A 14,201-nucleotide genomic window follows, 5' to 3' on the forward strand; every position below is an offset into this window, starting at 1 on the left:
CCCTCGTACGACAGGCCGATAAGCCGGTGAAGCAGCCGCTCCGGAAGGGTCGAAGACCGGTCGGACTCGATCAGAATCGGTCACTGTCGGTAGTCGAACCTCAGGGCGGCGTCCAGGCGGCGGTGGCGGATGGATCGCGCCGTCCGGGCGCAGTTGAACCCACTTGATCGGCGTGTCGCTCGCCTTCTCCGTCACGCCGCCTCACGTACGGCAGGATGACAGCCACCCATAGGTAACTTTGAGTATTGAGAGATGCGCACACCGTGACAGTCCTCGAACCGCAAGGTTCCGCAGCTGCAGAGTCTCATTACGAAGATGAACTCCCGCTCCGGCGCAAGACCCCCGGCAAGGTCGTGGTCAGCTGGCTGACGACCACGGATCACAAGACGATCGGCACGCTGTACCTGACGACCGCGTTCGTCTTCTTCCTCGTGGGCGGGGTGATGGCGCTGGTCATGCGCGCCGAGCTGGCCCGGCCGGGAATCCAGATCGTGTCGAACGAGCAGTACAACCAGGCGTTCACGATGCACGGCACGATCATGCTGCTGATGTTCGCGACGCCGCTGTTCGCCGGTTTCACGAACTGGATCATGCCGCTGCAGATCGGCGCGCCGGACGTCGCCTTCCCCCGGCTGAACATGCTCGCCTACTGGCTGTACCTGTTCGGCTCGACCATCGCGGTGGGCGGGTTCCTGACCCCGCAGGGCGCGGCCGACTTCGGCTGGTTCGCCTACAGCCCTCTGTCGGACGCCATTCACTCCCCTGGTCTCGGCGGCGACCTGTGGGTCATGGGTCTGGCCTTCTCCGGCTTCGGCACCATCCTCGGTGCGGTCAACTTCGTCACCACGATCATCTGCATGCGCGCGCCCAGCATGACGATGTTCCGGATGCCGATCTTCACGTGGACCGTGCTGCTGACCGCGGTGCTGGTCCTGCTGGCCTTCCCCGTCCTCGCCGGAGCCCTCCTCGCGCTGATGGCGGACCGCAAGTTCGGTGCGCACATCTTCGACTCGGCCAACGGCGGGGCGCTGCTGTGGCAGCACCTGTTCTGGTTCTTCGGCCATCCCGAGGTGTACATCATCGCGCTGCCGTTCTTCGGCATCGTCAGCGAGGTCATCCCGGTCTTCTCCCGCAAGCCGATCTTCGGTTACACGGGTCTGATCGCGGCGACCATCGCGATCGCGGGCCTGTCGGTGACGGTGTGGGCGCACCACATGTACGTCACAGGGGGCGTGCTGTTGCCGTTCTTCTCCTTCATGACCTTCCTGATCGCGGTCCCGACCGGTGTGAAGTTCTTCAACTGGATCGGCACCATGTGGAAGGGCTCGCTGTCCTTCGAGACACCGATGCTGTGGTGCACGGGGTTCCTCGTCACGTTCCTCTTCGGTGGTCTGACCGGCATCGTCCTGGCCTCGCCGCCGCTGGACTTCCACGTCTCGGACTCGTACTTCGTGGTGGCGCACTTCCACTACGTGGTGTTCGGCACGGTGGTGTTCGCGATGTTCGCGGGCTTCCACTTCTGGTGGCCGAAGTTCACCGGCAAGATGCTGGACGAGCGCCTGGGCAAGATCACGTTCTGGACGCTCTTCGTCGGCTTCCACGGCACGTTCCTGGTCCAGCACTGGCTGGGCGCCGAGGGCATGCCGCGCCGCTACGCGGACTACCTGGCGGCCGACGGGTTCACCGCCCTGAACACGATCTCGACGATCAGTTCCTTCCTGCTCGGTGCCTCGATGCTGCCGTTCTTCTACAACGTCTGGAAGACCGCCAAGTACGGCAAGCCGGTCGGCGTCGACGATCCCTGGGGCTACGGCCGTTCACTGGAGTGGGCGACCTCCTGCCCGCCGCCGCGGCACAACTTCCTCACCCTCCCCCGCGTGCGCACCGAGTCGCCCGCCTTCGACCTGCACCATCCCGACGTCAGCCAGCTGGACCAGTGGGAGAACGTCGCCCGCTACGGCGGGGAGACGGCGGCGGAGCGCGGAAGCGGCCGGCCGTGACACCACGACAGCACCGCCGGCCCTCGCCGGAGGCCCAGGGCGCCGTGCTGGCCAACGAAGCAGAGGGGTACCTGCTCGCGCAGACCGAGCTGGATCGGGCGCGCGGTGAGGCGGCGCTCCTCTGCTCGCGTCTGCCCTGGCTGACCACCGGACAGGCCGAGGACCTGACCCTCCACTATGTGCGGCAGCGCGTGGGCCTCACCAGGCAAGCACTCCAGGTCACAGCCGACCGGGCCCAGCGTCTGCGGGGCGAGTACGAGACCCGCTACCGGCACCTGCGCCGCACCCTCCTCAGACAGCACGCCGCCTGCGCCTGTCTGCTGATCGCCTGCTGCTCACTGACCTGTCTGCTGAAGCGCTGACACGGCGACCGGAGCACCCGCCCCGCCGCCGCGGTTCGAGGACCGTGCCCGGCACGAGCGCCACGCGCGCACGCCCGGCCCTGCCGCCGTACGGCGGGCAACCGCGCTCGCGCGCCGGGTACGGCGGGCCAATGGCCACCGCGCCGCTCACCGTGATCAGCGTCTTACCAGTCGACGCAGCGAGGCGGGCCGGCGGAGCGTACCCCCAGCTCCTCCTCTACATCACCGCTCCGCCGCGAGGTCGAGATCACCCCTGCCCGTCCCGGCCGCATCCTGGGTGCCGCCCGGACGCCGCCACGGGCTCGCGATCGGCTCCGACACCGCCCGCCACCACGCCTCCACCGGCACCTGCCCCGCCGGCTCGAACGGCTCACCCGGCCGCGGGAACGCCACCGCCTGCCCGGCCTCCTCCGCCGCGTCCTTCGTCCACTCCCCCGGCTCCGCCCACGCATGCGGCGCGAGATTGAAGGACCCCCAGTGGATCGGCAGCAGCACCCCGGCCGGAGCGCCTCCCTGGAGGTCCAGATGGGCCCGCAACCCCTCTGCGGGCGTCATGTGGATGTCCGGCCAGAAGTGGGAGTACGCGCCCAGCTGGATCATCGTGGCGTCGAAGGGGCCGTGCGCCGCGCCGATGTCCCGGAAGCCGTCGAAGTAACCCGTGTCTCCGCTGTGGTAGACGCGGTGCTCCTCCCCGGCGACGACCCACGACGCCCAGAGGGTGTGCTGGGTGTTGCGCAGTCCCCGCCCGCAGAAGTGGCGGGCCGGCGTCGCGGTCAGGGTGAGGCCGGCGACGCGCGTCGACTCGTGCCAGTCCAGCTCGCGGAGCCGGTCGGCGGGCACGCCCCAGTGTTCGAGGTGGGCGCCGACCCCGAGCGGCACGGCGAACAGGGTGTCCGTGCCGGCCAGCGCCTTGATCGTGGGCATGTCCAGGTGGTCGTAGTGGTCGTGGGAGATCACGACGACGTCGACCGGACCGAGGGCGGCCAGGGGAACCGGGACGGGGTGCAGCCGCTTGGGCCCGGCGAAGGGGAACGGGGAGCAGCGCTCGCCCCACACGGGGTCGAAGAGCACCCGCCGCCCGTCGATCTCGGCGAGCACGCTGGAGTGCCCCATCCAGGTCAGCCGGAGTCCGGTGGCCGGCGGCCGGGCGAGGTCGGCGAGGGTCGTGGCGTGCACCGGGATCGGGCCCGACGGGGCGCGGCGGAGCCGGGACTCCCGGTCGAAGTAGATCTTGGCGAACTCACGGGCCGATCCGGAGGGCCGGGTCCGGGCGGTGCCGCCCGGGTTCTGGAAGACGCCGTCACGGAAGTGCGGCGATCTGCGGATGCGCGCCATGCGCTCACCGGTCGGGTCCGCGCCGAAGGCCGCGGGCCGGGGCGTACGGAGCCCGGAACTCGGGGAACGGTATCCGGCCACGGTAACCTCCAGGTGGATTGGGTCAGGCTCTCATTATGGTCGTCTCGTGTGACACCGACTGATCGTGTCCGGAGCTTGGGGGACGGGGCGTGGTGCGAGTCCGGTTGAGTGTGGCCGAGCGGCGCGAGGAGCTGCTGCGCGCGGCCGTCGAGCAGATATCGGCGCGAGGTGTCGCGGCGCTGCGGATCGCCGACGTGGCGTCCGCGCTCGGGGTGAGCAACGCGTTGGTGCTCTACCACTTCTCCACGAAGGAGAAGCTGGTCGCCGCCGCCTTCGCCCGGGCCGCCGAGGACGATCTGGCTCATCTGCGCGGACTGCTCGGCCGCCGTACGTCGGCGGTGCGCCGTCTGCGGGCCGCCGTGCGGTGGTACGCCCCGACGGGGCAGGCCAAGGGCTGGCGGCTGTGGATCGAGGGCTGGGCGGCGGCGCTGCGCGAGCCCGTGCTGCGGGACGTCACGCGCGACCTGGACCGCCGGTGGAAGGCCGCGATCGCCGAGGTCATCGCCGAGGGGGTGGCCGCCGGGGAGTTCCCCTGCCCGGACCCCGAGGGCGCGGCCCTGCGGCTGACCGCGCTCCTCGACGGGCTCGCCGTGCAACTGACGTCGTACGGGGGCACGGTGTCGCGGGCCCGGGCGCGGGAGTGGACGGACGAGGCACTCGCCCGGGAACTGGGCCTGCCGCGGGAGGCGTTGGGCCACCCCCGCCGCTGACCCGCCGTACCCCGTCCGCAGCCGGCCTCCGCAGCCGGCCCGCCCGCACGACGCCGTCACGCCACCGAGGCGATCCGCGTCTTGATGTCGTGCGGCGACAGCGCCCCCTTGGCGGTCACGTGGTCGCCCGAGGACTGGCCGCGCAGCCGGCGCCCGATCCACGGCACCAGGTACTCGCGGGCCCAGTGCACGTCGTCCCGGCGTACGTCCAGCGCGGCGCGGTAGGGCAGCGGCGGCCAGGGCTGGTCCGGGTCGGCCGGCACGGGCAGGCCGAGCGCCTGTCCGGCGCGCAGCGCCACCCGTGTGTGGCCCTCCGGCGACAGGTGCAGGCGGTCGGCGTCCCACGCCCTGCGGTCCTGGACGCTGCGGAGCGACCAGAGGTCGAGCACCGGGCAGCCGTACCGGTCGGCGATGGCGCGGACGTGTCCGTTGTACGTGGCGATCTTGCCGCGCAGATGCCTGAGCACGGGCACGCCGCGGGTGTCGAACCCGGTCGTCACGAGGACGGTGCCGGCCGCTTCGGCCAGCGCGGCCACCGCCCGCTCGAACCGCTCGGCCACCTCGTCGGGGTCGGTGCCGGGCCGGAGGATGTCGTTGCCGCCGGCCGCGAACGAGACGAGGTCCGGCGCGAGTTCGGCGACTCGGGGGACCTGTTCGGCCGCGATCTGGTCGAGCAGCCTGCCGCGCACGGCGAGGTTCGCGTAGGTGAAGTCGCCCTCGGGGCGCCGGTCCGCGAGCAGTACGGCGAATCGGTCGGCCCAGCCGACGAACGCCCCGTCGGGGCCGCGGTCGCCGACGCCCTCGGTGAAGCTGTCCCCCAGCGCCACGTACGACCCGATCACTGCTCTGCTGTCATTCTTCGAATCGTCTGCCACATCGGGCCATGATTCACCTTGGAATGTGACCTACGCGACCGTAGGCAGGGGTTGACGGTCGGTGAGAAAGGCCACGCCTAAAGGCTTGGTCAATTGCGGAATACACCGAAGGCCGGACCCGGGGATCGGGGTCCGGCCTTCGGTGGTGTGGGGGCTGCGCCCTGGCCGTGCGTCAGAGAGAGACGCCGTGCGAGCGCAGGAACGCGACCGGGTCGATGTCCGACCCGTAGTCCGGCGTGGTGCGGATCTCGAAGTGCAGGTGCGGACCGGTCACGTTGCCGGTGGCACCCGAGAGGCCGACCTGCTGGCCCGCCGTCACCGACTGGCCGGCGGAGACGGAGAGGGAGGAGAGGTGGGCGTACTGGGCGTAGTGGCCGTCGGCGAGCTGGATGACGACCTGGTTGCCGTACGCACCGCCGGGGCCGGCGGAGACGACGGTGCCCGCGCCGACGGCCTTGAGCGGGGTGCCGGTCGGGACGACGAAGTCGGTGCCGGTGTGGTAGCCGCTGGACCACATGCTGCCGGACTGGTGGTACGGGGTACCGACGGTGCCGCCCGCGACGGGGGAGGTGTAGCCGCTGCTGGTGCCGGCGTCCGAGGTGGAGGCCTTCTCGGCGTCCGTGGACTTCTCGGCCGGCTTGGCGGCGGGCTTCTCCGCCTCGGCCGGCTTCTCGGCGGCGGGCTTCTCGGCGGCCGGCTTCTCCGACTGGGCGGTCTTGGCGCCGACCGAGAGCTTCAGGCCGGGGTGGATCAGCGACGGGTCCGAACCGACGGCCTGGCGGTTGTCCTCGTAGAGCTTCTTCCAGCCGCCGTCGACGTTCTGCTCGTCGGCGATCCGGGAGAGGTAGTCGCCGCTCTTGACGGTGTAGGTCCGCGCGTCCGAGTTCTTCTCGGCGCCACTCGCGGCGGCCTTCTTCGCCGTCGCCGCAATGGACTGGACGGACTGCTCGGAAACGGAGTGCGCGGGAGCGGCGTTGGCGCCGGCGGCCCCGATCAGCGGGAGGGCGAGCGCGGCGCCACCGGTTCCGGCGACGGCGATGGTGCGGGTCAGGCGCATGGCCCTGGTACGGCGGTGCTTACCCTTCGCGGGCATGGCGAATTCCTCTCCGGCGCCTGCGAGGTGAGCTGTCGGGTTCGGGCTGGAGATGCCCGGCCGCGCCGAAACGCGGCTTCACCCCAAGCCGTTCCGGGAACCGGAACAGGCATTCGTACCTGTGGGTCCCCCGCTCCTGCCGGGTACGGGTGGTGGATGAGAGTGGGCTCCGGTCGGCGGCAGGATTAGGCGTCCGTCCGGATCGGTGGTGAACGTAAGGGACCAAGACGCACCCGGACAAGCGAAGGGTTCCACCAGAAGGTGTTCCGATTGATCCTTTACGGGAATTTCCGGTCACACTCCGTCGATTCGGGGAATGGCTTTTCGTGTGAACATCCTTGAAAACCGGCTTGATTACGTGGACATGACGGACGACGCACGGTTACGGATATGACGCTGCTCACGCGCCACTTCTCCACCCTTTCGCAATTCAACGCCAGTTGGGATTAAGGCATCAATTCGGACAGAAGGTGCGAGGTCGCCCTTAATCCCCTGTGGACAACTCATGGGCGCAGCCAGGGGATGCCGTATCGTCGAGGCGAGCCCGCCGCCGAGCAGCGTCGGCGGGGCGGAGTGGGAGGAGTCCCCGTGACGCAGCAGGTCCCGTCGACCGAACCCGAGCTGACCGGTGTGCGCAATTTCCGGGACGTCGGCGGACTGCCGGCCGCGGACGGGCGACGGGTGCGGCATGGCGTGCTGTTCCGCAGCGGCCACCTGGCGCACGCCACCGGGGAGGACGCCGCCTTCCTGGCCACCCTCGGCCTGCACACCATCTTCGACTTCCGCAACGCGGCCGACCAGAAGCTGGAAGGCCCCGACGTCGAGCTGCCGGGCGTGCGCAATGTGAACCTGCCGCTGAGCGACCCGGCCGACGGCGCCGAGTTCTGGAAGATGGTCCGCGACGGCGACCTCGACCAGCTGCACGCGATCCTGGCCGACGGCAAGGGCGCCCGACGGATGATCGCGTCCTACCGCACGATCATCACGGAGCGCACGGAGGAGCACTCCCGGGTGCTGCACGCGCTGGCCGAGGACAGCGTCCCCGCCCTGATGCACTGCGCGGCCGGCAAGGACCGCGCGGGCCTGTCGATCGCGGTCACGCTGCTCGCGCTCGGTGTCGAGCGCGATGCCGTCCTCGACGACTACCTCAAGTCGAACGCCACGCACCGCCGCTACAAGGTGCGCCGCGGCGGCTCCGCCGCCTCGGCCTACTCCCCCGAGGTCATGGAGCTGCTGAGTCCCTTGTTCGACGCGCGCGCCGAGTACCTGGCGGCGGCCTTCGACACCGTCGAGGAGACCTGGGGCGGCGTCGACGCCTACCTGGAGCAGGGCCTGCACCTCACCCCGGCGGCCCGGGAGCGGCTGCGCGAGCGGATGCTGGACTGATCCGGCGCGGCAGCGGTCCGCCCGGCCGCTAGCGGCCGGCGCCCACCTCGAAGAGCAGGTAGAGGAAGCCGCCGAAGACGTGTCCCAGGGCGATGTAGATGAGCAGCCGCACCCACAGGGCGCGCGGGAACTTCTCCTCCATGGATCTCACGGCATCTCCCCGGGGGGCGTCGGGCCGAGGCACAGCGCGGCCGTCGGGCTCTGCAGCAGGGTGTGGACGAAGAGCAGCTCGACCCCTTCGGGATCCTGTGCCGCGATCCGGTGCGGGGTCAGCGAGTCGAAGTGGGCGCCGTCCCCCACACCGAGCCGGTGCTCGGTGTCCCCGAGGCGCAGCCGCAGACGGCCCCTGAGCACGTGCAGCCACTCCTCGCCGGGGTGCACCCGCACGATGTCGCCCTGCGAGCCGTACGGCACCTGGACGCGCAGGGCCTGCATGCCCCGGCCCGGCGCCCCCGCCCGCCGGTACGTCCAGCCGCCCGCGACGGTCGCCTCCATGTCGGCGGCGCGCACCACGGCGTCGCGGTCGGCGGCCGTCTCCCCGAGCAGCTCGGCGACGGTCGTACCGTAGACGCGGGCGAGGGCGAGCAGCATCGGCAGCGAGGGCTGGCGCTGCCCGGTCTCCAGGCGGGACAGGTGGGCGGGCGACAGCCCGGCCGCGCGGGCCGCCGCCTCCAGGGTCAGGGCGGCCCGCCGCCGCAGCTCACGCAGCTGGGGCGCGACGGCGGCGACCGCGCCGTCGGCCGGGCCGGTCTCGGAGGAGCTCGTGCTCATGAGCCCATTCAGCCCGAGACCTGCCCCTGAGGCAAGTTTTTTGCCTACGAGGCAAAGGCCTCCTCAGCGGTGCGCCACTGCCTGCTTGACCAGGGTCTTGCCGAAGTCCCACATCAGGCCGCCCCCGTTGTGCGCGTCGTCCATCACCTCGGTGAAGGCGTCGACGAACCGGTCCGCGTCCGCGGTGTCGATGATCAGGGGCGGGATCAGTTTGATCACCTCCAGGTGGTCGCCGGAGACCTGGGTGAGGATCCGGTGCCGCTGCAGCAGCGGCACCACCACCATCTGGGCGAACAGGCCCTTCCGGGCGGCCTGCAGCATGGTCCAGCGGCTGCGCAGCTTCAGGGACCGCGGCCGGCCGAACTCGATGCCGATCATCAGCCCGCGGCCCCGGACGTCGGCGAGCAGCTCGTAGCGGTCCACCAGCGCCGTCAGCCGGGACTTCAGCCGCTCCCCGACCGCGGCGGCGTTCGCCACGATCTCCTCGTTCTCCATCACCGAGAGCACGGCGAGTCCGGCCGCCATGGCCTGCGCGTTGGACCCGAAGCTCGCCGAGTGGACCTGCACGCGGTCCATCGAGGAGTACACCTTCTGGAAGATCCAGTCCTTGCCCAGCGTGGCGCCCACCGGCACGTAGCCGCCGGACAACGCCTTGGCCACGCAGACCAGGTCGGGCTCGACGCCGTCCTCGTGCTGGAAGGCGTAGAACTTCCCGGTCCTGCCCAGGCCGGTCTGCACCTCGTCGGCGATCAGCAGTGCCTTGTGCCGGTGCAGCAGGTCCTGCGCGGCCCGCAGGTAGCCGGGCGGTGCCTCGTGCACGCCCTTGCCCTGGATCGGCTCCACGATGAGCGCGGCCACGTCTCCCTGCCGCAGCTCGTGCGCCAGGGAGTCCAGGTCGCCGAGCGGGACCGCGGTGTCGGGCAGCAGCGGCGCGAAGCCCTTGCGGAAGCCGTCCTCGCCGTTGACGGAGAGCGAGCCGGTGGTCAGTCCGTGGAAGGCGTGGGTGCAGTACAGGATCCTCGGCCTGCCGGTCGCGTACCGGGCGAACTTCAGCGCGGTCTCCACCGCCTCGGTTCCGCTGTTGCCGAAGAAGACCCGGTCCAGGTGCGGGCTGTAGGAGAGCAGCCGCTCGGCCAGGAGCCCGGGCAGCGGCGGACAGTCGAAGCGGGTCAGGTCGGCGAGCGAGGCGTCCAGGACGTCGTGCAGCGCCTTGCGGACGACCGGGTGGTGGCGGCCCAGGCCCATCACCGCGAACCCGGCGAGCATGTCCAGGTAGTCGTTGCCTTCGGCGTCCCAGAAGTGCGCGCCCTCGGCCCGCTCGTAGACCTTGTCGAAGCCGATGGTGTGCAGCATGCGCGGCAGCTGGTGGTTGAGGTGCCTGGCGTGCAATTCGTACCGCTCGGCCCCGCGCTCGGCCAAGAGCGCGGCGAGGTCGAACTCCTTGGTCATTCAGTTCTCTCCTTGCGCAGGCATGACGTTCCGTCCGTCCCCGGGGGTGTCCACCGCTCGCCGCCCGACGGCCAGGCTCGCGCCGATCCGGCCGGCGATGTCGACCGGGGTGAGGCCGATGTCCGCGAGCACCTCGGCGCGCTTGGCGTGGGCGAGGAACTGGTCGGGGATGCCGAAGCGGCGCACGGGCACGTCGGTGTCGGCGTCGCCGAGTGCCAGTGCCACCGCCGAACCGACCCCGGCCGCCCTGCTGTTGTCCTCGACGACGGCGACCAGGCGGTGCCGTGCGGCCAGCGGGGCCAGCTCCGGGTCGACGGGTTTGACCCAGCGCGGGTCGACGACGGTGCAGCCGATGCCGCGCGCTTCGAGCAGTTCCGCGGCCCCGAGGCAGACGGGTGATCACGCCGACGGCCACCAGCAGCACCTCGGGCCGGTCGGCGGCATGCAGGACGTCCATGCCGCCGACCCGGCCCACGGCGGGTACGTCCGGGCCGACGGACTCCTTCGGAAAGCGCACCAGGGTCGGCGCGTCGTCGACGGCGACCGCCTCGCGTAGCTGGGCACGCAACTGGCCGGCGTCGCGCGGGGCGGCGATGCGCAGCCCGGGGACGACCTGGAGGACGGACATGTCCCACATGCCGTTGTGCGAGGGCCCGTCGGTGCCGGTGACGCCGGCCCGGTCCAGGACGAAGGTGACCCCGCAGCGGTGCAGCGCGACGTCCATCAGCAGTTGGTCGAAGGCGCGGTTGAGGAAGGTGGCGTAGACGGCGACGACGGGGTGGAGTCCGCCCGTGGCGAGGCCGGCTGCGGACACGGCGGCGTGCTGTTCGGCGATGCCGACGTCCCAGACCCGGTCGGGGAACCGTTCGGCGAAGGGTGCCAGGCCGACCGGGTGCAGCATGGCCGCGGTGATCGCCACGACGTCGTCGCGCTCCGCTCCGATCCGCAGCATCTCCTCGCCGAACACGGAGGTCCAGGACGGCCCGCCCGCGGGGCCGAGCGGTGCGCAGGTGAGCGGGTCCATCGCGCCGACGGTGTGGAAGTGGTCCTCTTCGTCGCGCAGGGCGGGTTCGTAGCCCCGGCCCTTCTCCGTGAGGCAGTGCACCAGCACCGGTCCGTGGAAGCGTTTCGCGCGCCGCAGCGCCGACTCGACGGCCCCGAGGTCGTGTCCGTCGATCGGGCCGAGGTACTTCAGCCCCAGATCCTCGAAGAGTCCCTGCGGGGCGAAGGCGTCCTTGAAGCCTTTCTTGGCGCCGTGCAGGGCCTCGTAGACGGTGTGGCCGACCACGGGGGTGCGGTGGAGCACGTCCTTGCCCCAGGCCAGCATCCGCTCGTAGCCGTCGGTGGTGCGCAGCGTCGCGAGGTGGTTGGCGAGGCCGCCGATGGTCGGGGCGTACGAGCGTTCGTTGTCGTTGACCACGACGATGAGCGGCCGGTCCCGGGCGGCCGCGATGTTGTTCAGGGCCTCCCAGGCCATGCCGCCGGTGAGCGCGCCGTCGCCGATGACGGCGACGACGTGGCCGCGCTCTCCGCGCACGTCGCGGGCCTTGGCGAGGCCGTCGGCCCAGCCGAGCACGGTGGATGCGTGGCTGTTCTCGATGACGTCGTGCTCGGACTCCTCGCGGGACGGGTAGCCGGACAGGCCGCCCTTGCCACGCAGTTTCGAGAAGTCCTGACGCCCGGTCAGGAGTTTGTGTACGTAGCTCTGGTGGCCGGTGTCCCACAGGATGCGGTCGGCCGGCGACTCGAAGACCCGGTGCAGGGCGACGGTGAGTTCCACCACGCCCAGGTTGGGTCCGAGGTGACCGCCGGTGCGGGCGACCGCGTGCACCAGGAAGTCACGTATCTCGTCGGACAGTTCACCGAGTTCCGCCTCGGACAGCGTCTTCAGATCGCGTGGTCCCCGGATGTTCTCCAGAATCGTCACGCTCGGGCCCCCTTCGGTCCGTGCTGTTCAGCTCACGGTGACGGCCGGCTCCCCCGACGCGCCGTCCTTCTCCATCTGCTCGGCGATCTTCATGGCCTCCTCGATGAGGGTCTCCACGATCTTCGACTCGGGGACGGTCTTGACGACCTCGCCCTTGACGAAGATCTGGCCCTTGCCGTTGCCGGAGGCGACGCCGAGGTCGGCCTCGCGGGCCTCGCCGGGGCCGTTGACGACGCAGCCCATGACAGCGACGCGGAGGGGGACCTCCATGCCGTCAAGACCGGCGGTGACCTCTTCGGCCAGCTTGTACACGTCGACCTGGGCGCGGCCGCAGGACGGGCAGGAGACGATCTCCAGTCGGCGTTCCCGCAGCCCCAGCGACTGGAGGATCTGGATGCCGACCTTGATCTCCTCGACCGGCGGGGCGGAGAGGGAGACGCGGATGGTGTCGCCGATGCCCTGCGAGAGCAGCGCGCCGAAGGCGACCGCCGACTTGATGGTGCCCTGGAAGGCGGGGCCGGCCTCGGTCACGCCGAGGTGGAGCGGGTAGTCGCACTGGGCGGCGAGCTGCCGGTAGGCCTCGACCATCACGACCGGGTCGTTGTGCTTCACCGAGATCTTGATGTCCCGGAAGTCGTGCTCCTCGAAGAGCGACGCCTCCCACAGCGCGGACTCGGCGAGCGCCTCGGGGGTCGCCTTGCCGTACTTCTGGAGCAGACGGCGGTCCAGGGAGCCCGCGTTCACGCCAATGCGGATCGGGGTGCCGTGATCGCGAGCAGCCTTGGCGATCTCGCGCACCTTGTCGTCGAACTGCTTGATGTTGCCCGGGTTGACGCGGACCGCCGCGCAGCCCGCCTCGATCGCGGCGAACACGTACTTGGGCTGGAAGTGGATGTCGGCGATCACCGGGATCTGCGACTTCCGCGCGATCACCGCGAGCGCGTCCGCGTCGTCCTGGGTCGGACAGGCCACCCGCACGATCTGGCAGCCGGACGCGGTCAGCTCGGCGATCTGCTGGAGCGTCGCGCCGATGTCCGACGTACGGGTCGTGGTCATGGACTGCACCGACACGGGGGCGCCGCCCCCGACGGCCACCGGCCCGACCTGGATCCGCCGCGACGCGCGCCGCTCGGCGATCGGCCGGACCGGTACCCCGGGGACCCCGAGGGAGACGGCGGTCACGACGTCACTCCCGGTTCGAGGAGACGGTCTCGCGCATGGCGCGCAGGGACTCCTTGAGGGACCCCATGGTGGCCAGGACGGCGGTCGGCTCGTAGCCGCAGTGCGCCATGCAGTTGGCGCAGCGCGGGTCCTTGCCGCGGCCGTACTTGTCCCAGTCGGTCTCCTCGATCAGCTCCCGGTACGTGGGCACGTATCCGTCGCTCATCAGGTAGCAGGGGCGCTGCCAGCCGAAGAGGGAGTAGTTCGGGATCGCCCAGGCGGTGCAGGGGAAGTCGACCTTGCCCTCCAGGAAGTCGAGGAACAGCGGCGAGTGATTGAGCCGCCAACGGGCCCGGTTGCCGCCCGAGAAGGCCTTCTTGAACAGCTCGCGGGTCTGCTCCACGCCCAGGAAGTGCTCCTGGTCGGGCGCCTTCTCGTAGGCGTAGGCGGGCGAGATCATCATCTCGTCGACCTTGAGGTCGTCGTTGAGGAAGTTGAGCACCTCGACGATGGTCTGCGGGGTGTCGGTGTTGAAGAAGGTCGAGTTGGTGGTGACCCGGAAGCCGCGCCGCTTGGCCTCCTTGATGGCCTCCACGGCCTCGTCGAACACGCCTTCCTTCGCCACGGACTCGTCGTGCCGCTCGCGCAGGCCGTCGATGTGGACCGCGAAGGCGAAGTAGGGAGAGGGCTTGAACTTGTCCATCTTCTTGCGCATGAGCAGCGCGTTGGTGCAGAGGAAGACGTACTTCCGCTTGGCCACCAACTGCCGCACGATCTCGTCGATCTGCGGGTGCATCAGGGGTTCGCCGCCGGCGATGGAGACCATCGGCGCTCCGGATTCGAGCACCGCCCCGACGGCCTGTGCGACCGGCATGCGCTGCTTGAGCACCCCGGCCGGGTGCTGGATCTTCCCGCACCCCTCGCACTTCAGGTTGCAGGCGAAGAGCGGCTCCAGTTCCACGATGAGCGGGAACTTGTCCCGTCGGCGGATCTTCTGTTCGGCCAGGTATGTAGCGACCTTGACGGACTGGCGCAGCGGCATGGCCATCTG

Annotated in this window: 12 protein-coding genes, 1 pseudogene and 1 riboswitch; of the genes and pseudogenes, 4 read left to right on the forward strand and 9 right to left on the reverse strand. The window is 70.5% G+C overall.

Annotated elements, in window-relative coordinates:
- The first annotated feature begins 263 nt into the window (after positions 1 to 263).
- Entirely contained in the window at positions 264 to 2,000 is a 1,737-nt protein-coding gene (gene ctaD, locus ACFW01_RS03505; RefSeq protein ID WP_384502278.1) for a cytochrome c oxidase subunit I, read from the forward strand.
- Positions 1,997 to 2,362 (forward strand): hypothetical protein, encoded by a 366-nt coding sequence (locus tag ACFW01_RS03510; protein ID WP_234960390.1) that lies wholly within the window; start codon positions 1,997 to 1,999, stop codon positions 2,360 to 2,362. The genes ctaD and ACFW01_RS03510 overlap by 4 nt, the downstream gene beginning before the upstream one ends.
- A gap of 222 nt (positions 2,363 to 2,584) precedes the next feature.
- Here the strand turns inward: ACFW01_RS03510 and ACFW01_RS03515 are convergent, their stop codons facing one another.
- A complete protein-coding gene (locus ACFW01_RS03515) occupies positions 2,585 to 3,778 on the reverse strand; it encodes an MBL fold metallo-hydrolase (protein WP_234960388.1) in 1,194 nt (397 codons plus the stop codon).
- Between the two features lie 89 nt (positions 3,779 to 3,867).
- Here ACFW01_RS03515 and ACFW01_RS03520 point away from each other — a divergent pair, with 89 nt between their 5' ends.
- Positions 3,868 to 4,488 carry a TetR/AcrR family transcriptional regulator gene (locus tag ACFW01_RS03520; RefSeq protein ID WP_234960386.1) on the forward strand — a complete coding sequence of 207 codons (621 nt, stop codon included), beginning with the start codon at positions 3,868 to 3,870 and terminating at the stop codon, positions 4,486 to 4,488.
- A 56-nt stretch (positions 4,489 to 4,544) separates the two neighbouring features.
- Here the strand turns inward: ACFW01_RS03520 and ACFW01_RS03525 are convergent, their stop codons facing one another.
- Together ACFW01_RS03525 and ACFW01_RS03530 are read right to left on the reverse strand one after the other, a co-directional pair.
- Complete coding sequence (locus ACFW01_RS03525; protein WP_234960558.1) at positions 4,545 to 5,330, reverse strand: SGNH/GDSL hydrolase family protein; 786 nt, start codon at positions 5,328 to 5,330, stop codon at positions 4,545 to 4,547.
- A 205-nt stretch (positions 5,331 to 5,535) separates the two neighbouring features.
- On the reverse strand, positions 5,536 to 6,456 hold the full coding sequence (locus ACFW01_RS03530) for a peptidoglycan DD-metalloendopeptidase family protein (RefSeq protein WP_384502279.1): 921 nt from the start codon (positions 6,454 to 6,456) through the stop codon (positions 5,536 to 5,538).
- Between the two features lie 4 nt (positions 6,457 to 6,460).
- A riboswitch (cyclic di-AMP (ydaO/yuaA leader) is annotated at positions 6,461 to 6,618 on the reverse strand.
- Positions 6,619 to 7,044: 426 nt separating this feature from the next.
- Between ACFW01_RS03530 and ACFW01_RS03535 the strand changes: the two genes are divergently transcribed.
- Positions 7,045 to 7,842 (forward strand): tyrosine-protein phosphatase, encoded by a 798-nt coding sequence (locus ACFW01_RS03535; protein WP_384502280.1) that lies wholly within the window; start codon positions 7,045 to 7,047, stop codon positions 7,840 to 7,842.
- Between the two features lie 28 nt (positions 7,843 to 7,870).
- Here the strand turns inward: ACFW01_RS03535 and ACFW01_RS03540 are convergent, their stop codons facing one another.
- The 6 genes and pseudogenes from ACFW01_RS03540 to hpnH all read right to left on the reverse strand — a co-directional run bounded on the left by ACFW01_RS03540 (position 7,871) and on the right by hpnH (position 14,198).
- Positions 7,871 to 7,984 (reverse strand): DUF6126 family protein, encoded by a 114-nt coding sequence (locus ACFW01_RS03540; protein ID WP_185832649.1) that lies wholly within the window; start codon positions 7,982 to 7,984, stop codon positions 7,871 to 7,873.
- A gap of 5 nt (positions 7,985 to 7,989) precedes the next feature.
- Positions 7,990 to 8,613, reverse strand: coding sequence for an XRE family transcriptional regulator (locus ACFW01_RS03545; protein WP_234960380.1), 624 nt, complete (start codon positions 8,611 to 8,613; stop codon positions 7,990 to 7,992).
- A 63-nt stretch (positions 8,614 to 8,676) separates the two neighbouring features.
- Complete coding sequence (locus tag ACFW01_RS03550) at positions 8,677 to 10,062, reverse strand: aspartate aminotransferase family protein (protein WP_384502281.1); 1,386 nt, start codon at positions 10,060 to 10,062, stop codon at positions 8,677 to 8,679.
- Positions 10,063 to 11,989, reverse strand: a pseudogene (dxs, locus tag ACFW01_RS03555) (1-deoxy-D-xylulose-5-phosphate synthase).
- Between the two features lie 27 nt (positions 11,990 to 12,016).
- On the reverse strand, positions 12,017 to 13,171 hold the full coding sequence (gene ispG / locus ACFW01_RS03560; RefSeq protein WP_384502282.1) for a flavodoxin-dependent (E)-4-hydroxy-3-methylbut-2-enyl-diphosphate synthase: 1,155 nt from the start codon (positions 13,169 to 13,171) through the stop codon (positions 12,017 to 12,019).
- A 4-nt stretch (positions 13,172 to 13,175) separates the two neighbouring features.
- Positions 13,176 to 14,198: an adenosyl-hopene transferase HpnH gene (hpnH, locus tag ACFW01_RS03565; protein ID WP_073728153.1), complete on the reverse strand. Its 1,023-nt coding sequence runs from the start codon at positions 14,196 to 14,198 to the stop codon at positions 13,176 to 13,178.
- Positions 14,199 to 14,201: the final 3 nt, after the last annotated feature.

The organism is Streptomyces sp. NPDC058985 (assembly GCF_042740985.1).
Taxonomy (GTDB): Bacteria; Actinomycetota; Actinomycetes; order Streptomycetales; family Streptomycetaceae; genus Streptomyces.

Coding starts and splice junctions, on each gene's coding strand:
- ACFW01_RS03530 (WP_384502279.1), bottom strand. CDS start 6,456: ATGCCCGCGAAGGGTAAGCACCGCCGTACCAGGGCCATGCGCCTGACC.
- ACFW01_RS03545 (WP_234960380.1), bottom strand. CDS start 8,613: ATGAGCACGAGCTCCTCCGAGACCGGCCCGGCCGACGGCGCGGTCGCC.
- ACFW01_RS03540 (WP_185832649.1), bottom strand. CDS start 7,984: ATGGAGGAGAAGTTCCCGCGCGCCCTGTGGGTGCGGCTGCTCATCTAC.
- hpnH (WP_073728153.1), bottom strand. CDS start 14,198: ATGGCCATGCCGCTGCGCCAGTCCGTCAAGGTCGCTACATACCTGGCC.
- ACFW01_RS03550 (WP_384502281.1), bottom strand. CDS start 10,062: ATGACCAAGGAGTTCGACCTCGCCGCGCTCTTGGCCGAGCGCGGGGCC.